Origin of the sequence: Paraburkholderia sp. BL18I3N2, assembly GCF_003001875.1 — a bacterium.
Classification (GTDB): domain Bacteria; phylum Pseudomonadota; class Gammaproteobacteria; order Burkholderiales; family Burkholderiaceae; genus Paraburkholderia; species Paraburkholderia phytofirmans.
This window is the reverse complement of record NZ_PVNC01000001.1, coordinates 333,301-355,593: the sequence shown is the minus strand read 5'-3', so window position 1 is coordinate 355,593 and position 22,293 is coordinate 333,301. Positions and strand designations below refer to the sequence as shown.

Annotated in this window: 24 protein-coding genes; 8 read left to right on the top strand and 16 right to left on the bottom strand. The window is 61.3% G+C overall.

What is annotated here, in order from left to right:
• Positions 1-18: 18 nt before the first annotated feature.
• Both B0G75_RS01630 and B0G75_RS01625 read right to left on the bottom strand, forming a co-directional pair.
• Positions 19-1,953, bottom strand: a complete 1,935-nt coding sequence (locus B0G75_RS01630) for a bifunctional diguanylate cyclase/phosphodiesterase (protein ID WP_106300021.1) — start codon at positions 1,951-1,953, stop codon at positions 19-21.
• A gap of 128 nt (positions 1,954-2,081) precedes the next feature.
• On the bottom strand, positions 2,082-3,020 hold the full coding sequence (locus B0G75_RS01625; protein ID WP_106300019.1) for a LysR family transcriptional regulator: 939 nt from the start codon (positions 3,018-3,020) through the stop codon (positions 2,082-2,084).
• Positions 3,021-3,118: 98 nt separating this feature from the next.
• Between B0G75_RS01625 and B0G75_RS01620 the strand changes: the two genes are divergently transcribed.
• The 3 genes from B0G75_RS01620 (at position 3,119) to trpS (ending at position 6,347) form a co-directional block, all read left to right on the top strand.
• Positions 3,119-4,540 carry an aldehyde dehydrogenase family protein gene (locus B0G75_RS01620; protein WP_106300017.1) on the top strand — a complete coding sequence of 474 codons (1,422 nt, stop codon included), beginning with the start codon at positions 3,119-3,121 and terminating at the stop codon, positions 4,538-4,540.
• A 120-nt stretch (positions 4,541-4,660) separates the two neighbouring features.
• Positions 4,661-4,999 (top strand): hypothetical protein, encoded by a 339-nt coding sequence (locus B0G75_RS01615; protein ID WP_106300015.1) that lies wholly within the window; start codon positions 4,661-4,663, stop codon positions 4,997-4,999.
• 319 nt (positions 5,000-5,318) lie between these two features.
• Entirely contained in the window at positions 5,319-6,347 is a 1,029-nt protein-coding gene (trpS, locus tag B0G75_RS01610) for a tryptophan--tRNA ligase (RefSeq protein WP_106300013.1), read from the top strand.
• A 49-nt stretch (positions 6,348-6,396) separates the two neighbouring features.
• On the opposite strand, the gene B0G75_RS01605 is transcribed toward trpS, so the two are convergent.
• Positions 6,397-6,708 (bottom strand): hypothetical protein, encoded by a 312-nt coding sequence (locus tag B0G75_RS01605; RefSeq protein ID WP_106300011.1) that lies wholly within the window; start codon positions 6,706-6,708, stop codon positions 6,397-6,399.
• Between the two features lie 244 nt (positions 6,709-6,952).
• Positions 6,953-7,390, bottom strand: a complete 438-nt coding sequence (locus B0G75_RS01600) for a DUF1801 domain-containing protein (RefSeq protein ID WP_219908257.1) — start codon at positions 7,388-7,390, stop codon at positions 6,953-6,955.
• A 284-nt stretch (positions 7,391-7,674) separates the two neighbouring features.
• Between B0G75_RS01600 and B0G75_RS01595 the strand changes: the two genes are divergently transcribed.
• Positions 7,675-7,926: a hypothetical protein gene (locus B0G75_RS01595; RefSeq protein ID WP_106300009.1), complete on the top strand. Its 252-nt coding sequence runs from the start codon at positions 7,675-7,677 to the stop codon at positions 7,924-7,926.
• Positions 7,927-7,938: 12 nt separating this feature from the next.
• Here B0G75_RS01595 and B0G75_RS01590 read toward each other — a convergent pair whose 3' ends face one another.
• The 5 genes from B0G75_RS01590 to B0G75_RS01570 form a co-directional block, all read right to left on the bottom strand.
• Complete coding sequence (locus B0G75_RS01590) at positions 7,939-8,634, bottom strand: substrate-binding domain-containing protein (RefSeq protein ID WP_106300007.1); 696 nt, start codon at positions 8,632-8,634, stop codon at positions 7,939-7,941.
• A gap of 14 nt (positions 8,635-8,648) precedes the next feature.
• On the bottom strand, positions 8,649-9,332 hold the full coding sequence (ligK, locus tag B0G75_RS01585) for a 4-carboxy-4-hydroxy-2-oxoadipate aldolase/oxaloacetate decarboxylase (RefSeq protein WP_106300005.1): 684 nt from the start codon (positions 9,330-9,332) through the stop codon (positions 8,649-8,651).
• A gap of 2 nt (positions 9,333-9,334) precedes the next feature.
• Positions 9,335-10,360, bottom strand: coding sequence for an amidohydrolase family protein (locus tag B0G75_RS01580; RefSeq protein WP_106300003.1), 1,026 nt, complete (start codon positions 10,358-10,360; stop codon positions 9,335-9,337).
• A 70-nt stretch (positions 10,361-10,430) separates the two neighbouring features.
• A complete protein-coding gene (locus tag B0G75_RS01575; RefSeq protein WP_106300001.1) occupies positions 10,431-11,780 on the bottom strand; it encodes an aromatic acid/H+ symport family MFS transporter in 1,350 nt (449 codons plus the stop codon).
• A gap of 129 nt (positions 11,781-11,909) precedes the next feature.
• Positions 11,910-13,211 carry a gallate dioxygenase gene (locus B0G75_RS01570; RefSeq protein WP_106299999.1) on the bottom strand — a complete coding sequence of 434 codons (1,302 nt, stop codon included), beginning with the start codon at positions 13,209-13,211 and terminating at the stop codon, positions 11,910-11,912.
• 553 nt (positions 13,212-13,764) lie between these two features.
• On the opposite strand from B0G75_RS01570, the gene B0G75_RS01565 reads away from it, so the two are divergent.
• Positions 13,765-14,211 carry an SRPBCC family protein gene (locus B0G75_RS01565; protein WP_106299997.1) on the top strand — a complete coding sequence of 149 codons (447 nt, stop codon included), beginning with the start codon at positions 13,765-13,767 and terminating at the stop codon, positions 14,209-14,211.
• A gap of 53 nt (positions 14,212-14,264) precedes the next feature.
• Here B0G75_RS01565 and B0G75_RS01560 read toward each other — a convergent pair whose 3' ends face one another.
• From B0G75_RS01560 to B0G75_RS01535, 6 genes are all read right to left on the bottom strand, one after another.
• On the bottom strand, positions 14,265-14,750 hold the full coding sequence (locus B0G75_RS01560; RefSeq protein ID WP_106299995.1) for a RidA family protein: 486 nt from the start codon (positions 14,748-14,750) through the stop codon (positions 14,265-14,267).
• An 88-nt stretch (positions 14,751-14,838) separates the two neighbouring features.
• Entirely contained in the window at positions 14,839-15,207 is a 369-nt protein-coding gene (locus B0G75_RS01555) for a nitrile hydratase accessory protein (RefSeq protein ID WP_106299993.1), read from the bottom strand.
• The gene (gene nthB / locus B0G75_RS01550; protein WP_106299991.1) at positions 15,200-15,871 is read right to left on the bottom strand and encodes a nitrile hydratase subunit beta; all 672 of its coding nucleotides are present in this window, start codon (positions 15,869-15,871) and stop codon (positions 15,200-15,202) included. Before nthB ends, B0G75_RS01555 begins: the two co-directional genes overlap by 8 nt.
• The gene (gene nthA / locus B0G75_RS01545) at positions 15,868-16,536 is read right to left on the bottom strand and encodes a nitrile hydratase subunit alpha (RefSeq protein ID WP_106299989.1); all 669 of its coding nucleotides are present in this window, start codon (positions 16,534-16,536) and stop codon (positions 15,868-15,870) included. The genes nthB and nthA overlap by 4 nt, the downstream gene beginning before the upstream one ends.
• Before the next feature lie 311 nt (positions 16,537-16,847).
• The gene (locus B0G75_RS01540) at positions 16,848-17,303 is read right to left on the bottom strand and encodes a hypothetical protein (RefSeq protein WP_106301753.1); all 456 of its coding nucleotides are present in this window, start codon (positions 17,301-17,303) and stop codon (positions 16,848-16,850) included.
• A 186-nt stretch (positions 17,304-17,489) separates the two neighbouring features.
• Positions 17,490-18,122 (bottom strand): CGNR zinc finger domain-containing protein, encoded by a 633-nt coding sequence (locus B0G75_RS01535; protein WP_106299987.1) that lies wholly within the window; start codon positions 18,120-18,122, stop codon positions 17,490-17,492.
• Between the two features lie 113 nt (positions 18,123-18,235).
• On the opposite strand from B0G75_RS01535, the gene B0G75_RS01530 reads away from it, so the two are divergent.
• The 3 genes from B0G75_RS01530 (at position 18,236) to B0G75_RS01520 (ending at position 20,761) form a co-directional block, all read left to right on the top strand.
• Positions 18,236-18,988: an alpha/beta hydrolase gene (locus tag B0G75_RS01530; RefSeq protein ID WP_308705654.1), complete on the top strand. Its 753-nt coding sequence runs from the start codon at positions 18,236-18,238 to the stop codon at positions 18,986-18,988.
• A gap of 92 nt (positions 18,989-19,080) precedes the next feature.
• Positions 19,081-19,935 carry an alpha/beta fold hydrolase gene (locus tag B0G75_RS01525; RefSeq protein WP_106299983.1) on the top strand — a complete coding sequence of 285 codons (855 nt, stop codon included), beginning with the start codon at positions 19,081-19,083 and terminating at the stop codon, positions 19,933-19,935.
• 55 nt (positions 19,936-19,990) lie between these two features.
• Positions 19,991-20,761 carry an SDR family oxidoreductase gene (locus tag B0G75_RS01520; RefSeq protein WP_106299981.1) on the top strand — a complete coding sequence of 257 codons (771 nt, stop codon included), beginning with the start codon at positions 19,991-19,993 and terminating at the stop codon, positions 20,759-20,761.
• A gap of 82 nt (positions 20,762-20,843) precedes the next feature.
• Here B0G75_RS01520 and B0G75_RS01515 read toward each other — a convergent pair whose 3' ends face one another.
• The gene (locus B0G75_RS01515; protein WP_106299979.1) at positions 20,844-22,280 is read right to left on the bottom strand and encodes a DHA2 family efflux MFS transporter permease subunit; all 1,437 of its coding nucleotides are present in this window, start codon (positions 22,278-22,280) and stop codon (positions 20,844-20,846) included.
• Positions 22,281-22,293 lie beyond the last annotated feature (13 nt).

Here is a 22,293-nt window from a genome sequence, read left to right as displayed (position 1 = left end):
GTCGGCATTCATGAACGCTCATTCCTTGTCAGCGGAATGCGCGGCAACCTTTTCTTCGATCCGCGCAATCTCGTGGCTTTGCACCGGCTTGCCCAGCAGAAAGCCTTGAGCATGCGTGCATCCGCATACGCGCACGAAATCCAGCTGCTCTTGCGTCTCGATGCCCTCCGCCGTGGTCGGTATGCCGATTTCCCGCGCCAACGCGACGATCCCGCGCACTACCGCCGCAGATTCTCGACGATGCACCGACTCCTTGACGAACGAGCTATCGATCTTGAGCTTGTCGAACGAAAAGCGCACGAGCGTCGACATGGTCGAAAAGCCGGTGCCGAAATCGTCGAGCGCGAGACCGATGCCTAACGCACGCAGCCTGCCGACGTTGCGCCGGGTCACGACATCGTCGTTCAGCAGCACCGTTTCCGTGACCTCGATATTCAGGCGCTGTGGCGGAAGCCTGGTCTTGCGGAGAATCGCCGAAACGGTCGAAGCAAACGACTCCTCCCGCAATTGGACCGGCGATACATTCACAGCGACAGTGACTTTGTCTCGCCACGTCACCGCTTCCTTGCACGATTGCAGCAAAGCCCACTCGCCCAAGGACAGAATGAGGCCTGTACGTTCAGCGGTGGGAATGAACGCCGAAGGCGAGAGTTCACCGCGCGTGGGATGGGTCCAGCGCATCAGCGCCTCGCGACCGGACACCGCACCGCTGCTGAGATCGACGATGGGCTGGTACTCCATGCGCAAACCGCTGAACGAATGCAGCGCGCCTTCCAGATCGCTGCGCAGAAGGCTCAGGCTTTCATCCGACGCATGCTTCGCGGCGTCGAAAATAGCGAATGCGCTTTTGCCGCTGCGTTTCACGGCATATAACGCGCGATCGGCGCAAATCAGCAGTTGCGGGCCGGTTTTCGCGTGGTCAGGATAGAGCGAGACACCCACGCTCGCGCCGATATGCACCAGCGCCTCGCGCAGCGCGAACGGGCGCGCCAAAGTCTTCACGATGCGGTCCGCCAGAACGCGGACGTCGCGAGCCTGCCCCGTGCCGTCGGAAAGCGCCACGAACTCATCGCCGGCCAGGCGTCCGACGAGATCGCCGCTCGGCAACACTTCACGCAAGCGAATTGCCGCTTCCTGAAGGATCTGATCGCCGGCGGCATGGCCAAGGCTATCATTGATGGCCTTGAATCCATCCAGATCGATCAGTAGAACAGCGAACGATTGGTCTTTGCGCAACGCGCCTGTCTCCGTGCGTTCGAGCAGCAGTTCGCTGATACGCGCGCGATTGGGCAAGCCGGTTAGGCTGTCGTGATGGGCGAGCCGGTGGCTGTTTTCCCGCGCCAGAAGCAACGCGACCGTGTCGCGATTGCTGCGCAGCGCAACCGTAAAGAAGCCGGCGGCGCAGAACGGCGCCTGGAAAAGCAGCACCAGTTTGCCGGAGCCGGGCGACAGTGCCGCCCCGACAGCCAACAACCCGAGAATGAACGTGATCTGCAGTAATACGAGCCGAGGGGTGCCTGCATTACGGCCGGCCAATCCGCCAATAACGCCCACGGCGCAAACGTTGCCAAGCAGGAATAGTGTCTGGTCTCCACTGATATTGCACAGCAAGGTGCCGTAGCCGAACAGCGCGCTCCAGAGAAGGCTCGCGAACAGAAACGCAGAGGTAGGAGTGGGCTGACCGTTGGCGCTGCGCGAGCAGCACAACCAGATCAATGCGAGCCGGGCAATCAGCAATGCAACAACGGCGCTGCCCCAACTCGCGTAAAGAGCCTTGGGATAAAGGTAGTAAGCGGTGGCGCAGACGCTGATTTCACAGATCGACGCGAAAACGATCGAAGCGGTTCGCGTGAACAGATTGGCAAGCAATACTTGGCGATTATCCGCGCTCAGTTCCTGAGAGGAAGAGACGACCCACTTGAAAAATGGAGACCTTGGTTCGCTGAAAGCCATGACCTACGCATTTTTAATGGTTGATAAATCGAAACCCGCGCGTATTGCGATTATTGCGTAAACATAGAGGGTCGGGTTAATTCGACTTACGAAATGAGTTGATCTCCCGACGAATAGGAAAAAATGACCTACCGCGAGCCACGTGCCTTGCGCCTGGCCCGCGCCTGTTCGCGCTGTGTATCGGCGTGCTCGCGGATCATATCGATGAGCGCCCGTAACCCCGCGGGCGCGTGACGGCGGCCGGGATAGTACAAACACAGCCCGTCCAGCGCCGGAGTCCAATCCTCCAGCACGCGCACCAGCGTGCCTGCCTGCAGATCCGCGGCGACATTCCATTCGGTCAGATAGGTCACGCCGAGTCCGGCGCGCGCCGCTTCCAGCATCAAACCCGGTTCGTCGAGCGTCAGCGCGCCTTTACCGTCGATGCGCACCGTTTCGCCGCGGCGCTCGAATTCCCATTGATAGATCGCGCCGCTTGGCATGCGCGTGCGGATACAGCGGTGCGCGAGCAGATCGGCGGGCGTGCGCGGCGCTTTGTGCTGCGCGAAGTAAGCGGGACTGCCGACGACCGCGAAGCGCTGCTTGTCGCCGAACGGCACCGCGATCATGTCCTGCGGCACCGTTTCGGCCAGACGGATACCCGCATCGAAACCTTCGACGACGATGTCGATCAGCCTGCCCTCGGTGACGAGATCGAGCTTCATGTCGGGATAGCGCTGTAAAAACGCGATGAAGAGCGGCATGGCCTGCTTCGCCGCGCCCACCGACGCATTGATGCGCAATGTGCCCGACAGCGTGTCGCGAAAGCTGCCGGCCTGCTCGATTGCGACGCGGATCGTAGACAGCGCCGGGGCCACGTTGTCGACGAATTGCGCGCCCGCTTCCGACAGCGACACGCTGCGCGTCGTGCGATTGAAAAGCCGGACACCGATGCGCGCTTCGAGCGCCGCCACCGCATGACTGAGCGCGGACGTCGACAGGCCGAGTTCGGTCGCGGCCGCCCGAAAGCTGCGATGGCGCGCAACGGCCAGAATCGCCTCCAGCTCACTCAAACCCGATGTTTTCATTGTCCCAAATTATTCAACGTCACGTGCGCGATTGTACGGCTAGTCAACGCAATGCCGACGATCTATTGTGGTTCGTCCGAGACTTCTTTGGAGCAGACATGCAGATCATCGACAGGATTTATATCGACGGCGCGTTCGTCACGCCGCACGGCAGCGAAATGTTCGACCTTTTCAATCCGGCGACGGAGCAGGTGATCGGCCAGGTGCGCCTCGCCGACGCCCAAGACGCACGTGACGCCATCACCGCCGCGAAACGCGCGTTTCCCGCCTTTTCGCGCACCAGCCCGCGTGAACGCATCGACATGCTAAAGCGCATGCATGAAGCCGTCGTGGCAAAAGAAGACGAGCTTTACGAAGCGATCACCGAAGAATATGGCGCGCCAGTGTCGCGTGGCCGCTGGATGGCGCGGCATGCGAGCAGCGTGCTGCTCGAAGCGGCGAAGGTCTTGCAGGACTATGCATTCACGCGCCGCGCGGGCAGCGCCGAGGTCGTGATGCAACCGTTGGGCGTCGCCGGTTTGATCACGCCGTGGAATAGCGACGCTGGCTTCATCTGCGGCAAGCTCGCCGCCGCTCTGGCCGCGGGTTGCACAGCCGTTATCAAGCCAAGCGAGATGAGCGCGATCCAGACACGCATCGTTACCGAGGCGCTGCATGAAGCGGGCTTGCCCGCGGGCGTGTTCAACATCGTGACCGGGCGCGGCGACACGGTGGGTGCGGAGATCAGTTCGCATCCCGATGTCGCGAAGCTGTCGTTCACGGGCTCCACGGCCGTCGGCAAAACGATTTTGCGCGCGGCGTCCGACACGTTGAAGCGCGTGACGCTCGAACTCGGTGGCAAGTCGCCCGTGATCGTGCTCGACGACGCGGACTTCGACAACGCGGTGCCGCTCGCCATTCAGGCCGGCTTCATGAATAGTGGCCAGGCCTGTATCGCGGGCACTCGCATTCTGGTGCCGAGGCAACGGCTCGCGGAGTTCGAAACGCGCGTGCAGGAAGAGGTCGCGCGCAGCCAGTCAGGCGATCCGCGCGACCCGCAAACAACCGTCGGCCCAATGGTCAGCCGGAAGCAATGGGAGCGCGTGCAGCGTTATATCCGCATCGGGATCGACGAAGGCGCGCGCCTGATCGCGGGCGGCGAGGGACGGCCGGATGGCGTCGACGCGGGCTGGTTCGTGCGCCCGACCGTCTTCAGCGATGTCACGAACGACATGACGATTGCGCGTGAGGAGATTTTCGGCCCGGTGCTGTCGATCATCGGCTATGGCGACACCGACGAGGCCATCACGATCGCCAACGATACGAGCTACGGTTTGCAGGCTTATGTGTTGTCGCGGGACACGCAACGCGCGCACGAGGTCGCGTCGCGGATCGAAGCGGGGCGCGTACTGGTCAATACGCTGGCCCACGAACCGGCGGCGCCGTTCGGCGGCTTCAAGCAATCCGGCATTGGGCGTGAATACGGTACGTTCGGGCTAGAAGCGTTTCTGGAGCCGAAGTCGGTGCTAGGTGTTTTCTGACGGGTCATCGCCGCCCCCGGAAGCCTCGCGAGTCGAGTATCGATGTACGATGCCGTATAGTGGATGCACCGCTGATTTCCAGCGGCGTACCCGTAGATCAGCGCGATGGGGGACTACGAGATGACAGTCGCAAATACATCGATGAACGGCTCTCGCGAGCCCGTGCCAGAGTCGCTGCAGACCTTGGTCGAGTATCTCGAACTCTCGCTCGACAAGGCGGCGAGCGTGGTCATGACGCGCCACACGAACGACGTTTGCACCGTCTATCTGGGCGACCCGGCCGGGTTGATCGAGGAAATGAAGAAGCTCGGCACGATTGCCATCCCGCTCGCCAATGAGATGCTGGAACTGACCCGCTCGGGTGTCAACGAGATGGAGATCGGCGGCCAGGCCTATCGCTTTGTGCGCACTTTCACGCAGGTCGAGGACGCCGCGGCGGTCGTTTTTTCGGCGGCCTAGACGGCGGTGCGGATCGGTTTTACGGCGGTTTGCACGACGGGTTGCACGACGGGTTGCACGGCACGTACGTCACTCGTGCGCGCTCGCGGGCGCGGCCGTGGGGACGCACTTTCCGGCCCGCCGTTGACGACCTGGCGATCCGCCGCGTTATACTCTGCCGATGGATACGAAGCCGATCACGCTGAACTGTTGGTGGCGCGCCTGACTTAGGCGGCCCGTTTCCACTCGACCATCGAAACGTGATGCCGCCAGTCCTGGCGGCATTTTCGCTTCTGCGCGCCGACGGCTGGTGGTATCGACAAACGCACAACCCCAGACCATGACAGACGCAAAACCGACCACGAACCAACCCATTATCCTGACCGGCGACCGCACGACCGGCCCGCTGCATCTTGGCCATTACATCGGCTCGTTGCGCTCGCGCGTGCAGCTCCAGCACGAGGCGCAGCAGTTCCTGCTGCTGGCCGATGCGCAAGCCATGACCGACAACGTCGGCCGGCATCAGAAAGTCACGGAAAACGTCATCGAGGTCGCGCTCGACTATCTGGCCGTCGGCATCGACCCGGCGAAGTCGACCATCTTCATCCAGTCGCAGGTGCCCGAGCTGGCGGAGCTGACCCAGTACCTGCTCAATCTCGTCACGGTCGCGCGCCTCGAGCGCAACCCGACCATCAAGGCGGAAATCGTGCTGCGCGGTTTCGAGCGGGACATCCCCGCCGGCTTTCTGACCTATCCGGTCAGCCAGGCCTCCGACATCACCGCCTTCAAGGCGACACGCGTGCCTGTCGGCGACGACCAGTTGCCGATGATCGAACAAACCAACGAACTGGTGCGCCGTTTCAACAACACGGTCGATCAACAGGTGCTGGTCGAATGCGAAGCCGTGCTCTCGCACGTTGCACGGCTGCCGGGCATCGACGGCAAAGCCAAGATGAGCAAGTCGCTCGGGAATGCGATCACGCTGGGCGCGACGCCGGACGAAATCACCAAGGCCGTGAACAACATGTACACCGATCCCAACCATCTGCGCGTCAGCGATCCGGGCCAGGTGGAAGGCAATGTGGTGTTCGCGTTCCTCGACGCGTTCGAGCCGGACGTCCCGATGGTCGACGAACTCAAGGCACATTACCGCCGCGGCGGACTGGGCGACAGCGCGGTCAAGCGCGTGCTCAACGAACGGCTGCAGTCACTGATCGCCCCGATTCGCGAGCGCCGCCGCGAGTTCGAAGCCGACCGTGCCGAGGTGCTGAACGTCCTGCGACGCGGGACGATGCGCGCGCGCGAAGTGGCGGGCGCGACGGTATCCGAGGTCAGAAATGCGCTCGGTCTGAACTACTTTCAGAACTGAGCGAAAGCCGGCGGGCGGCGCTCCGCAGTCGAGCGTCCGCTCGCCCGGCCTATGATTTGCCTTTGAGCGTGAATGGAGCCAGCAGGGACTGCACATCGATCTGCCGTCCCTGAAGCAGAAGCAGCCTTACGTGAAGCACCGTGTTTTCGAGAACCAGCTTGGCGGTGCTCAGGAGGTATAGCGCATGGATGTCGGACACCGACATGTTGCCGGCCTCGACCTGGTGGTGGCGCTCGACGAGCGAGGTCATCACCAGACGCCTGAGTTCCTGCTCTCCGAAAGGTAGGTCGGCGTAGTCGATCGGGTCGTCGGCTTCGACTTCTCGCAGCATGTCAACAAGCGCTTCCGTGCTCACTTCCATGTTTCGGCTCCCACGTTTCGGTTAGGAACAGCATCGCCCGACTGCGTCGTGCAATGTTCTCAGACTAACGGGTCTATTTGGGCGAGTCCAGTGTGAATGCGCGGCAACGCGCATAGCGGGTCAGGCCGTGCTGCGCGCGTGACGCGTGGCCAGCTTAAACGCGACGCTCCAGAAAAGCGCCGCCAGCAACGACAGTCGAATCGCCGCCGCGTCTTCCGCTCCCAGGTAGCCGACGGCCACACCTTCACGTCGCTTTACTCTTGTCCACTTTCGCCGGCGTACTCGCGGACGTTTTGTTCTTCTTCAAATGGGTCTGGTTGTACGCGATAGCGGCGCGGACGAGATTCTTTAGCGCGCGCGCATTGACCTTATCGCCTTCCAGAAAATCGATCGCTCGTCGCGCATTGCCTTCAAGACCCGCGTTGAATAGCTTGTCAGGATCATCGAGGCCGGCCCCATGCGCAAACGTAACCTTAACCTTCCCTTTGTGGGCGTCGGCGACCGCGATCATGCCGTCCCGAGACCACACCGGGCTGCCCATCCATTTCCATTCTTCGATAATCTCCGGGTCCGCCTCAAGCATGGCCTTGCGGACACTCGCGAACGTTTTGCCACGCCAGTCCGTTAGACCGGCAATCAGTTCGTCGATCCGTTCCGATGCATCTATTGGTTCTTTATTCATCGATTCTTGTCTCCTTTAATGCCGCCGCGATGGGAATGAATGGCTACATCGTTTAATCGTCTGGAATATGAGCACTGAGATCGCGTGCGAGTCAAGCGGGATACGGCGTGCCGTCCTTAGGGACATTGAAGACTCGCGCAAGGAAAGTCGCAAGTGCGCCAATCCGCAGCGGGATATGCCGACCGATTTTCTATGATTTCCCGCGACCTGCCGAATGCGGGAAATCAGCGCGTGTGTATCGCCGACAATTGGTATCCTGTCAGACTGAACTCACGGAACATGCGATGACAAAACCAAAAAAACTCGCGCTTCTCGCGCTGGCATTCACGATGTTCGGTCTGTACAAGTTAATTGTCGTGTTCCAGGACATGCAAACCGGCTGCATCCAGTTTCAGACTCATCGAACGTGCAGCTACGAAAATGCGGAGAATTTTCAGGGCATGCTCGATCTCGAACTGATGTTGGCATGCGCTTGGGCCGCGGGTGCCGTGGTCTGCTGGATGGTCGCCGTGCAGGCGCATAAACAGGAGCGGTGATTCGCTCGGTACTCAGCGGACAGCGGGCTCCATCCCCTGATTCAGTTTGGCTTGATCGCATTGCGACGAGGCCAGAAAAGAAAGGAACGCCTGCGCGGCATCTTTCTGCCCGGATGCCATGCATATGCCGGCAGAAAAGACCGTTACGATCTGAACGTCCGCGGGCATTGGACCAATCACATCGATGCCCGGCAAGTGCATCAATTCGCTTAACTGCTGAAAACCCAACTCCACGTCCTTGCGTGCAACAAGCGCGCCGACCGGAACACCGGGCGGAGCCTGCACAATCCGTGGCGCAACCGCGTCGGCAATACCCCAGCGCTCGAACAGGCGGGTCAGATGTGCGCCGCTGGGTCCCGTCGAATACCCGATACTGCGCGCGGCGAGAACGGCGTCGCGAAGCGCCGCCTCAGAGCCGACATCGGGTCGCGGCGCACCGGCCGCTACCGCGATCGCGACACCCGAGCGGGCCACGTCGACCCGGCTGCCCGAAACGACATAGCCGGCGGCTTCCAGTCGATCAATCACGTCGGCTGCGAGTATGACGAAATCGAACGCGTCGCCGCTCTCGACGCGTCGCGCGGCGTCGACACCACCGACAGATTTGACGGCAACGGGCTGCCCAGAAAGCCGTTCATAGTCCTGGACCACCTCGGCGAGCACGGTACGGGTGGCCATCGACGAGATGCCGGTGAGTTGCGTGCGCATGGTTTCTCGGCCTCTCAATCGATGTAGCGCAGTCCGGCTTGTCGCAACGGTTCGCGCATGCTGTACATGTCGAGACCCAGCACGCCGCTGGCGAGCTTCGCGCGCTTCTCCCCTTCGTTGGCTTCGCGCGCCGCCGCCTTGTCGAGCACCTTTTGCGCCGACGCCGCGGGGACCACGACCACACCGTCTTCATCCGCGACGACCACGTCGCCCGGATTAACCAGCGCCCCGGCGCACACCACCGGAATGTTCACCGAACCGAGCGTCGCCTTGACCGTCCCTTTGGCAGAGATCGCCTTGCTCCAGACCGGGAATTTCATTTCGGTGAGCACGCTCACGTCGCGCACGCCGGCGTCGATGATCAAACCGTTGGCGCCGCGCGCCTTGAAGCTCGTCGCCAGCAGGTCGCCGAAATAGCCGTCCGTGCAATCGGCCGTGACGCCGGCGATGACGATATCGCCCGGCTGGATCTGTTCCGCGGCTACGTGCAGCATCCAGTTGTCGCCCGGCTGCAGCAGCACGGTGACGGCCGTACCGTGAGCACGTGCACCGGCATAGATCGGGCGCATATAAGGCTTCAGCAGACCGACGCGGCCCATTGCCTCGTGGACGGTGGCGGTTCCGAGCGCACCGAGCTTCGCGGCAACGTCGCCGTCTGCCCGCTGAATGTTGCGATACACCACACCGAGTTCAAGCATGATCAATGTCCTTTCGTTTTCAATGCTGCGTCGAGGCGCGGATAGACGCGTCGTGCGTTGCCCTCGTAGATTTTGTAGCGCTCGTCCGCATCGATATGGGCGGCCTCGATATAGCGCTTCGTGTCGTCGAAATAATTGCCCGTCTCCGGATCGATGCCGCGCACGGCGCCGATCATCTCGCTCGCAAACAGAATGTTGTCCACCGGAATCACGCGCGTGAGGAGATCGATACCCGGCTGGTGATACACGCAGGTGTCGAAGAACACGTTGTTGAGCAGATGGTCTTTCAGCAACGACTTCTTGAGTTCCTGCGCGAGTCCGCGAAAGCGCCCCCAGTGATAGGGCACCGCGCCGCCGCCGTGCGGAATCACGAAGCGCAGCGTGGGGAAGTCGCGGAACAGGTCTGACGTGAGGCATTGCATGAACGCGGTAGTGTCGGCGTTCAAGTAATGCGCGCCCGTCGTGTGAAAGCACGCATTGCAACTGGTGCTCACATGGATCATCGCGGGGATGTCGTACTCGACCATCTTCTCGTAGATCGGATACCAGGAGCGATCGGACAGCGGCGCGCTGGTCCAGTGACCGCCCGATGGATCCGGGTTCAGATTGATCGCCACGTTGCCGTACTGCTCCACGCATTTCACGAGTTCTGGAATGCAGGTGGCGACATCCACGCCGGGGCTTTGCGGAAGCATCGCGGCCGGAATGAAATGATCGGGAAACAGCTGACTCACACGGAAACACAACTCGTTGCAGATCGCCGCCCAGGTACTGGACACCTGAAAATTACCGATGTGATGCGCCATGAAACTGGCACGCGGGCTGAAGATGGTGAGATCGAGGCCGCGCTCGCGCATCAGGCGCAACTGGTTGCTCTCGATCGATTCGCGCAGCTCATCGTCGCTGATCTGCAATTCGGAGACCTTGGGCATCTCCGAAGGATGCTTGATGCCCGCGATCTGGCGGTTGCGCCACTGCTCCAGCGCCCTGGGCGCCGTCGTATAGTGGCCGTGAATATCGATGATCATCGCTACTCCAAAAGTCGATTCGTCTATCGGGCGACGCCACTACCGCGCACGGCATCGCCCGACGGCTTTCTCAGTGCGCCGCAGTCACCCGCACAGCCGGCTCGCCGGTCTTTGCCCGTTGAGCAACCATGATGGCGAGCGCAGCCAATGTTGCGGGTACGGCCAGCATCGCTAGAATCGCGCCGAACTGCCAGCCGAGGCCGAGCAACGCGCCGCCGATAGCGGAGCCGAAGATGCTGCCGAAGCGGCCCATACCGAGCATCCAGCTGACGCCCGTGGCACGCGCAACCGTCGGGTAACGGCCAGGCGCGAACGCATTCAAACCAGTCTGCGCGCCGCTCATGCAGAAGCCCGCCGCGAACACCAGCAACGCCAGCGACGACGACAATGCGCCGATCCATGCGAGTCCAAGAACGCACAGCGCGCCGCCGAGGTATGCCGCGCTGATAACCCGCGCCGGCCGCACCTTGTCCATCACCCAGCCGACCAGAATGGCGCCGATCGTTCCGCCGATCTGGAACATCGCGGTGACGTTAGCGGCCGACGTGACCGTCAAGCCTGCGTCTTTCATCAACGTGGGCAGCCAGCCCGTCAGCAGATAGATGACGAGCAGACCCATGAAATAGGTCACCCAAAGCGCCGCCGTCATGAAGCCATAGCCTTGCGAGAAGAGCACGCCGATCGGCTTGCGCGTGGGCAACGGCGGTTCGTTGGAGATGAACACTTCGTCGCCGGCAAAGCGCGCACCGCATACCCGGCCGAGCACGGCGCCGATTCGCGCCGGCGATGCGCCGCGCACCGCGAGCAGGCGGGCGGACTCCGGCAGCAGCCACACTTGCAATGGGATCAGCGCCAACGGCAGCGCGCCGCCGAAAATCAGAACCGAACGCCACCCATGGACGGGAATCAGCCAGCCGGCCGCGAAACCGATCAACGCGGAACCCAGATTGAAGCCGGTGAACATGATCGTGATCATCAGCGAGCGTTTGCGCTGAGGTGCGTACTCGGACAGAAGCGTCGTCGTGTTCGGCATTGCGGCGCCGAGGCCGATACCCGTCAGCAACCGCAGCACCGCCATTTCCATGGGCGAGTGAGTGAAAGCCGTCGCGATGGTGAAAATGCCGAAGAGGAAAACCGAGGTAATCAGAACCCACTTCCGTCCGATACGATCCGAAGCCGGGCCCGCCGCCAACGCACCGAGAACGAGCCCCAGCGGCGCCGCGCTCATCACGAGACCAAATGCAGGGCGTGAAATCCCCCAATCGTGGATGATCGAGGGCGCCACAAAACCCATGATCGCCACGTCCATACCGTCGGCTGTCACCACGAGAAAGCACAGCGCCACCAGTAACCACTGGTAGGCCGAGATGGCTCGCCCGTCGATAAATGCCTTGATGTCGATCGCTTTTCCGTTTGTCATCGATTTACTCCCGTCTCCTTGCTTTGGCGTATTGACGTAATTGACTGTGTTGTTTTCCGTCGCGCCCTGCTTCTATCGAGTCCGATACTCCGCCGGGCGGCGAAAGCATCGGCGCTGTTGCTTCGTCGTTCAGCTCTTTCCTTTTTCTGCGTTGTCCCAATCAAGTTTTCCAGCGGTTTTCCCCGCCACCGAATACAGAGCGCCGGGCGCGTTGCGGGTGCGTTGGAATGCCTCGAGCGTTTCGCCGCGCATCGCGGCGTAGATGTGCAGATTCGACACGCCTGTCACGGCGCCGAGTTTCTCGAGCATGAAAAAGATCACGCCGTAGTGCAGCAGGCCACGCCAATCGCGGCGGCGAATCAGGTCGCGCTCTTCCTCGCTCAACGCCGCCGCTTCGAAGCTCGCTTCCGGATCGTTCAGGAACGCTTCGCGATGGGCGGGCTCGACCATCCGGTGGAGGTAGTCGTTGATCCGATAGGCTCGCACGGCGACTTCGATCGAGAACGGATAGGTGCCCTCGAGTTTTTCGACATCGGCGAGTTGAACTGCCATCCGCTGCCGGTGACGTTCGACGACCGAAGGTTTCGTCTCGCTCTCTTCGCTTTCGTAGATCGCGGTCGCGATGCCCGCCATCGACGGCAGGTAGTAGCTGCGATGTTTGCAAACGACGTTGGAAGACAGCGCACCCCGCATCGTCAGCCACATGATCACTTCCGCGCCTTCGAAGCCGCCCAGCTCCGCATATTCGGCAAGCGTCATCTCGGCCAGTTGCTCGGGATCGTTTTCGAAAAGATCGAGAAAACGCTGGTCCCATTCGGTATTGTTGAAACCCGCACGTTCTCCGTGCACCTGATGCGACAGGCCGCCCGTCGCGACGATCGCGACTTTGAGATCTTCGGGGTAGCTCTCGATTGCACGCCTCAATGCTTGCCCAAGCTTGTAGAAGCGCCGCGCGCTCGGGACCGGTAGTTGCAACACACCCATCTGCAGCGGCACGAGTTTCACCGGCCATTCGGGCTTGTGCGGGCAAAGCATCGACAGCGGCGAAAAGCAGCCGTGATCGAGCGCCTTGTTCTGAAAGAACGACATGTCGAATTCATCGGTCATCAACGAGGTACCGATGTGCGCGGCCAACGCTGGATGGCCTTTGATCGGCGGCAAATCGCGCGCGCCACCCCCTTCGTCGGCGACGTTCCACTCGGGCCCCACGCCTAGCGTGAACGCGGAATAGTGGTCGAAGAAAAACGAAGTGACGTGGTCGTTGTAGATGACCAGCAATACGTCGGGGCGCTTGTCGGCCAGCCAGCCGGCCAGCGGGGCGAAGTTTTCGAAGATGGGTGCCCACACGGGATCGTCACGCTTGTTCTTATCCAAAGCAAAACCGATGGTTGGTGTGTGTGAGGCAGCGATGCCTCCAATGATCCGTGCCATGCATGTACTCCTTCAAAACTCATTTGGACCGCCGGCGCAACCAACTCAGACAGCGGGCGTCTCGGGATACCAAGGTATGAATTCCATGACCTAGCAGAAAGCGCGGGTAAACCCTTGGCTAGGCACGTGGATGTGCCGTTAAGCTTTGTCTGGCGTGATCTGACGATACCGGCGGCCCGCGCTCCGTAAAGCGCTTTCGGGATCCCGCGTGTGCTCCAGTCGGAGAATCGCTTTTGATGGCGTTTCAGATTGCGATAAACAAAACAGATGGGTCTGGATTGAAATCGCAAACTGCCGGCCATACGGCGCGGGCGCCAAGAGAACACAGAGGCGGGAGTAAATGGGAAACGGGCGCGCGGAGGACTTGATAAAAAAACATGTCCAGCGCGATGGGATAAGCGGGCCGCTCCAAGGGAGTAAGCTTGCCGTCGATTTGCAAGTTTGAGCCGTGCAACGCGTGCGGGTTTTTCCTGGTCTCAACCTGCGTCGATACCGGCGTCACCGGATCGTCGTGGGAGTATGTCCAACTTCTGTAATGAAAGGAGCACACACAATGGCTACCGGAACGATCCACCTCCACCGCGTCTTGCGTGCCACGCCCGAACGCATCTATCGCGCCTTCCTTGAACCGGATGCGATAGTGCGGTGGCTTCCGCCGTACGGTTTCACCTGTCAGGTCCACCACATGGATGCCAAGGTCGGCGGCACCCACAAGATGTCCTTTCGTAACTTCGGCACCGGCCACAGCCACTCGTTCGGCGGCGAGTATCTCGAACTGGTGCCGTTCGAGAAGATCCGCTACTCGGACCGATTCGACGACCCCAATCTGCCGGGCGAGATGCAGGCCACCATTTCATTGCGGCAGGTTTCGTGCGGAACCGAACTCACTGTTTTGCAGGAGGGCGTGCCCGAGGTCATTCCTGTGGAGATGTGCTACCTCGGTTGGCAGGAATCGCTTGTTCAGTTGGCGAGGCTCGTCGAGCCAGTGATTCCTGATTGACGGCGCATACGCACCGGCGTGCACGCTGGCGTTCCAGATGCCTGCGAACGCGATCAGTCGAACTCGACCTCTGCCTCGCATTCCACAGGCACGTTGAGGGGGAGCGCCACGCCGACTGCCGACCGGGCATGCGTTCCGATGTCCGGCCCGAACAGCTCAAGGATCAAATCCGAGAAGCCATTGGCGATTCGTGGCATCTGGTCGAAAGTTGGTGCTGCGTTGATCATTGCAAAGACACGCACCCACGCCGTGATTCGATCGAGGTTGCCGAGCGCTTTCTGAAGACTAGCCAATTGTGCGAGCGCTACAAGGCGTGCTGCTGCGTAGCCTTCGTCCGGTGAAACTTCGGCGCCAACTTTGCCGACGGGTTGTGCGATCGTCCCGTCCGCATTGAGCGGCACATGGCCCGAGACAAATGCTCGCGTGCCGCTCACGCGCACCCAGGCGAAGGGCAACGACATGCACACGTTTGCCGGCATCTGCAATGGCTGTGGCAAGGTCAATCCCATTTCTGCCAGCTTTGCCTCGATTCTTGCCATCGCCGTCTCCTCGAAAGCTACGAAAAACGTTAGATGCCGGCAATCCACTTCTCAAGTCGTAACATGCGGATTGCCAATCAAGCGCCCCCTACCCGAGTTCGATCGGCTGTCCATGCGGCGTGCGGCGCGCCGCCGCGTCCCACGCGCTGCGGCGGCGGAGAAGCAAGTCGCCGGTCACGAGTCCCTTGATCGTGCTGATGCGCTCCAGTGCTGTCAGCCAATGCGCGTAGTAAGTGTCGCCGTGGTCCGCGTCTCCGGCGGCCTGCGCGTCGCGAATTGCCTCGTTCAGGCACGCAGCCCACTCGCTCCAGGTGAACATGCCGCGCTCGTGCAACGCCAACGTCATCGCAAACGCCTGCGCTTCCCACGGTGCGTTGAAAACCGGCCCTGCGTCGTCGCATGGCAGTGCTGGCAGCGCAGCGCGCAGTTCGGGCAGCTTCGTTTGAGCGTCAGTCATCGTGGGCAGACGATGGCTCGAGATAGGGTTCCCAACAGTCGACGCACACCGATGCCGCAGTCGTATCACCTCCCCACAGCTCCGCGCCGTCGAAGCGCACCGTATAGAGCCATCGCGGCTGCTCGCCCAGACCGATTGCGTTGGCGTCGGGAAAAACGTGCGCGCCGTGCACGGCAACAATGCGCCCGCGTTTGCCGCGACAATAACGCGGCAAACGAGTGTGCGAGGAAGGATTCATTTCCCGGGCCCGCACCCAATCGCCGATGGCAAACTTCGCTTCGGCGCCTGCGGGCCGATCGACGGGACTGCCCCGGAACAGCGCCGCCGATACGTCTTTGGCCATCAAGACGCGCGGAACCGGCGCCGCTTGTGTTCTCGACTCGCCTGACTCGATTTCGTCGGCCGTAGCGAGACCCGTGCTCAGGATGAGTTTCTTCAAACCCTCGAACCAGATCTGGTAGTAGCTGCTGGATAGATATTGCGCCGGCGGCAAACTCTCCCGCGCCGCACGCGACATGTCGATGTTCCACTTGCCGGTTGCGCCCATCGCGATCGTGGTCGCGTGCACCCGGCGTTCCCAGTCGGCGTGAAACGGCGAGACGTCATCGTCAGGGCATATCGGACCGAACGACTGCATGCCACCCATGTCCTGCGCGCCGTTCATGGTGTCCCCCGTGTCGATTGCGGAGTCTTCGGCAATCCCGTGCCGATCATCGAATCACGCGTGACCAGTTCGGCTAGCGCCTCTTCGGAGAAACCGTCAGTTCCTGGCGGCTGCATAGGCAACACGAGGTATCGAACTTCAGCGGTCGAATCCCACACACGAAACTCGACGTCAGCGCCTAATTCGAAGCCGAACTCCTTCAGTACACCACGGGGATCGATGACGGCACGCGAGCGATAAGGCGCCGATTTGTACCACACCGGCGGTAGTCCAAGCACGGGCCACGGGTAGCACGAGCACAATGTGCAGACCACCATGTTGTGCGTCGCGGGCGTGTTCTCCAGCACGATCATGTGCTCACCCTGCCGGCCCGCGTAGCCGAGTGACGCGATTGCCGCGGTGGCGTCGTCGAGCAGCCATTGCTTGTACGCCGGATCACGCCACGCCTTTGCAATCACACGGGCACCGTTGCGCGGCCCGACTTTGTGCTCATAGGTTTCGACGAGTACGTCTAGCGCCTGCGGATCGACATACCCTTTTTCGACCAGCAGGGACTCCAGAGCACGGACACGCAGATCCATTTCCGACAAAGCACTACCGTGATGGTCGTGCGTGTCGGTGTGCGAGTGCGCGTGGTGGTCGCCATCGGGATCGTTACCGTTCATCGCCGTTCACCGCGAGCAATAAAGGAGAAAACAAGTATGGTTCGCACAGAGCGCAAATGCAATCTCGGTTAAGTCGAGCGTGCATCGCAGGGTCATCCTGCGGGGATAAAACCGATCAGCGCCCGCAAAATCCCAATGGAAAGGAAAGCACCTTCATGATCTGCTTCAGTCGCGATGCTCCCGGCGTCATTTCAACAATACTTGAAATATGAAAGCGAAGGGCGTATCCGCGTTTGCAAAAGAGGACGGCGAACAGGTGGTAGATAGTGCGGGATGGAAGGTAAGTTGATGCCGGAGTGGCAGTTCCGGCATTACTGACCCGACGCGTGTGACCTGAGAAACGCCACATAGCCGTTCTGAGTCTTCAGGATCTTCTCGGCGCACTCGTCGTAGTCCGAACCCTTCGCATTCTCCGGCCCATACATACCGCGGCACTGCGCAAAGAGCGTCAAGGTCGCGCCCGAACCCTTTGCCGCGCGAGTCGCCGAAAAGGCGACCTTGCCTGAACCACTCGGCACATCGGTGTCGATTGCCACTGCGTCCGCGCGCGTTACGGCCGTATCGGAATGCTGCTCGATATAGCGTTTCGTCAGCGCCCAGGCGGCGTCGCAGTTCGCCGGTTGGCAGTCGACCGCCGCATTGCGTTGAGCGGCGGCAAGATTGGTTTCGTTGTGGAGGAATTTCTGCTCTTGCTGCTCCTGCTTTTCGGCAGACGAGCAAGCGGTCAAAACAAGCGCAACGAGCACGAATGCGGCGGTCTTTTTCACGAGTAACTTCCCCTGGCCATGTTCGAGCGCGATTATAGCTGCGCGCCGGAAGCGTTCGCAGATTCGCTCGAACGGCATGCACCCACGATTGCCGCTTCTCACTTTCGCCAAGTAGCCGCGGCGCAGCGATGATTTGTTCGTCCGCCAGGTTTCGCGACTACAACGATGAATCGCGAACCGCGTGACTCACTCGCCTTGCAGTTCCTTGGCCCGCTTCCGGTGAGCGGCCACTTTTGCGCGGTTCCCGCAAATTGCCATGCTGCACCAGCGGCGCGCGTGACCCCGAGTGTGATCCGCGAACATCAACGTGCAGCGCGGACCTTCACACGCCTTGACGTGCGTGAAGTCCTCGTCACACACCAGGTTCGCCAGCGCTTCGGCGATCGGCATCAACAATGACTCCGGCGACTTCCAACGCCGATTCGTCCGGAATTCAAAAGGCGACGCCTCGCCCGCCGCAGCGGCGACAATTTCTCCATATCTGTCGTCGCGTTCGAGCAGTTGATTCAGCGGCGCGAGTTCACGCAAATCTCTCGCGGTCAATGGCCGCCCCTTCCTCTTCTGCGCAAACACCCTGAACCGTTCGCGCAGCGCACGGGCCTGCGCCGCGACGGCGTCTAGTTCGGCCGGCGTGGACTGCGACCGCAGTGCCGCAAGCGCGGCGCGCGGGACCATTTCAGCCTGCTCGAGCCAGTCCAGCAATCCGCCTCCATCGCTGAGCCAGTCGACCTGTTCATCCACCGGCGTCGCGATCGAGTTCAGAAAATCGAGGCCCGGCGCGTCGGCGACGAATATCGCGGGAATCTGGCGGTAGTCCATCTTGTAATCAATCCGCAATGACGATGACAGCATCGTAACCGCTAAAAATGCACTTGACAAGTTACAGCCGAGATAAGTAACCTTTAAAACATCATCAAACAGGTTACGCATATATGACGAATCTGGCTGCATTTCGCAAGCAGCATTCACCATCTTCAAAGGAGCGGGACATGTCTTCTGGCAATGTGAGCGCGGTGCTGGTACACGGCGCATGGGCGGACGGATCGAGCTGGAGCAAGGTGATCGACGGTCTGAAGAAACAAGGAATTGATGCCGTCGCGGCTCCGCTGCCGCTCACCTCGCTGAGTGAAGACGTGGCCGCGCTCGACCGGGCGCTCGAACGGATCGAAGGCCCAGTGGTGCTCGCTGGCCATGCGTATGCCGGCGCTGTGATCGGATCGAGCCGGTCCGACAAAATCAGGGCATTGGTCTACGTCGCCGCACTGGCACCCGATGAAGGTGAAACGGTCGGCGACGTGTTCTATCGCGGCGAAATGCATCCACTGGCGCCGACGCTCGCGCCGGATCGACACGGATTGATATGGCTGCCGCTAGAGGCATTCGCCCAGGCATTTGCGCAAGACGCAACTCAACAAGAGTTGGCGGTGCTTGCCGCGGTGCAGCGTCCGATTTCCGTGTCGTGCATCGGCGAAGCAGTCGGGCGTCCACTGTGGAAAGACCGCCCAAGCTGGTTCCTGATCGCCGAACAGGACCGGATGATCAACCCTGAAACCCAGCATTTCATGGCAGTTCGCATGAATGCGCACGTGCGGTCGTATCAGGCCGACCACACGCCGATCGTGACTGCGCCCGAGGCCGTCACGCATGTCATCGTCGAAGCCGCCCAGGCGGTTTCTGCTCGCTAAGGTTATCCGAGAGTTTCGCGCGAGTTGCGATACCCAACATCGCACAGCGCCTTCGTGAGCCGTTCAACTTTGCTCCCCTCAGGAGAAAAATCATGACTTCAATCGCTTATCGTCACGCCGACGTCGACGGCTTCAAGGTCTTCTATCGCGAAGCTGGGCGCCAGGGCGCGCCAAAGCTGCTGCTCCTGCACGGCTTTCCGAGTTCGAGCCATATGTTTCGCGACCTGATTCCGAAGCTCGCCGACCGTTTCCATATCGTCGCGCCGGATCTGCCCGGCTTCGGTCAGTCCGACATGCCAAGCCGCGACGATTTTGCTTACACGTTCGACAATATCGCCAACGTCATCGAGCACTTCACCGAGGCGATCGGCTTCGACCGTTTTGCCGTCTACGTATTCGACTACGGCGCGCCGACCGGTTTCCGCCTTGCGATCCGACATCCCGAGCGGATCACCGCGATCATTTCGCAGAACGGCAACGCCTACGAAGAAGGATTGAGCGACGGGTGGAATCCTATCCGTGCCTACTGGCAAGACGCTTCGCCGTCGAATCGTGATGCGCTTCGCGCTCTGCTGACGCACGAGACGACCGTCTGGCAGTACACGCACGGTGTGTCCGATACGGCGTCCGTGTCGCCTGACGGTTACTCGCTCGACGACTTCTATCTGAGCCGGCCGGGTGCGCACGAGGTACAACTCGATCTGTTCCGCGACTATCAAAGCAACGTCGCGCTGTACCCGGCATTCCAGCAATACTTCCGCGCGCAACAGCCGCCGCTGCTCGCCGTGTGGGGAAAAAACGATCCCTTCTTTCTGCCCGCCGGTGCCGAAGCATTCAGGCGCGACGTTCCGGGCGCCGTGGTGCGCTTTTTCGATACCGGCCACTTCGCGCTGGAGACGCACGTCACGGAAATCGCCGCGGCCATTTCGGACTTCCTCGACCACTGACCGATCTCAAGCAAGGGAACGTCCTTCATTCAATCAATCAATCGGGAGAAGCAACATGTCCAGCAAAGTCGCCATCGTGACGGGAGCAAGCCAGGGTATCGGTCGTTCGACGGCCATCAGACTGGCGCGGGATTTTTATTCGATCGTGCTCGTGGCCCGCAACCGCGCGAACCTTGAAGAGACCGCCGTCGAGGTGAAGAAGGCCGGCGCCGAGACGCTCGTTATCGACGCCGATCTCTCCGAACCCGACGCCGCGCAGCAAGTCGTCGAGCGAACGCTGGCGACGTTCGGGCGGATCGACGCCTTGCTCAACATTGCCGGCGCGGTGCCGCAGATCGATGTGCTGGAGATGACCGATGAGCAATGGGACCACGGTCTCGCGCTCAAGCTGCACGGCGCGCGTCGATTGACGATCGCGGCGTGGCCGGCACTGAAGGAGAGCTCAGGATCGGTCGTGCTGATGTCCGGGAATTCAGCGCTGTTCCCCAAGGCGCCCTATGCCGCCGTGGGCACGATCAACGCGGCGATCGTGGCGCTCGCGAAAGCGTTCTCGGATCGCGGCATTGCCGATGGCGTGCAGGTCAACAGCGTGCTGCCAGGGCCCGTGATGACCGGCCGGCGACGCTCGTATCTGGAGCATTGGGCTCCGCTGCACAACATGTCCGTCGAAGAAGCGACGGCAAAGTTTCCGGTTGAAGCCGGTATCGCGCGTTACGGCACGCCGGAAGAGATTGCCTCGCTGATGGCGTTCGTCGTGTCACCCGAGGCGCGCTGGATGACAGGATCGAGCTTGCGGATGGACGGTGGCGAAGTAAAGTCGATTTGAGAGGCGGGCTGCGGTGCTCGCGTATCGCAGCTCTATGTCCAGGCAGGACGTACAACGTTGGGTGTGCGGTTCGCCCGTGTCATCACGACTTCTCGCCCGCCCGCCGATGTCCACTGACATGCGCGCCGGCATCGGGCGACAGCGAAATGACATCGACTATTGCGATCGCGCTCAATGCCGCCATTATCAGAAACGCGACGGTGAAATCGGCCGGCGCCAATGTTTGTCCATCATGTCCATGCCACCATGCGGCGATCCGTAACGCGATCGCGCCGGCCGCGACGCCCATGCCCATCGTCATCTGGCCCAAGGTGCTCGATAAGGTCGACGCGCCGCTCATCTGCTGCTTCGGAACATCCGCGAAACCGAGCGTATTGATCGCCGTGAATTGCAACGACCGCGCGACGCCGCTGACGAATAGTGCGAAGAGGATCCATCCATATGGCGTGGAAGCCGTGAGCAGACTCATGCTCGCCAGCGTCACCGCGGCGAACGCGCCGTTGTAGAGAAGCACGGAGCGAAAGCCGAAGCGCCGCAAGATCCGCGTCGTGACGAGCTTCGTCGACAGATTGCCGGCGAATACGCCAAGCGTCAGCAAGCCCGACTGAAACGGATTCATGCCGAAGCCGACCTGAAACATCAGCGGCAGTAGAAACGGCACCGAGCCGATCGCAATCCGGAACAGCGAGCCGCCGCCGATCGCCACCATGAACGTCTTGATGCGGAACGCCGACAGATCGACCATCGGGTGCGCGCAGCGCCGCAGATGGAACCACGCTCCCGCGCAAGCCGCGAGACCGATTGCCAGAAACACCAGCGCCGTACGCCACGACGAGCCCGAGCGGCCGATTGCTTCCATCGCGTACATCACCGAGGTACCCGCGACGCCGGTCAGCACAAAACCCAGCATGTCGAACGGACGACGATCCGTGTCGCGTTCCGCGCTGATGAAGCGCCACGCCAACACCACGCCCGCGAGTCCGAGCGGCACGTTCAGATAGAAGATCCAGCGCCACGACGAGTACGTCGTAATGAAGCCGCCGAGCGGCGGTCCGAGCACAGGTGCGACCAGCCCAGGCCACGTGATGATGGAGATCGCACGCATCAGGCCTTCTTTCGGCGTGGCGCGCAGCACGGCGAGCCGTCCGACCGGCACCATCATCGCGCCGCCAATGCCTTGCAGAATCCGCGCGCCGGTGAATTCGACGAGGTTGTCGGTCAATCCGCATAGCACCGATGCCACGGTGAAGATTGCAAGCGCCGCAGTGAACACCGTGCGCACGCCGACGCGGTCGGCGATCCAGCCGCTGATCGGGATGAATACCGCGAGAGTCAACAGATACGAGGTGATGCCGACGCTCAGCTCGACAGGTGTGACATGGAACGAATGCGCCATTTGCGGCAGCGCGGTTGCGATGATCGAGCCGTCGAGGTTTTCCATGAACAGCGCGGCAGCGACCAGCGAGGTGATCAGCGAGGACGCGCCGGCGTGTGCGGTGGCGGATGACGAAGCCGACATCGGCTGACACTCC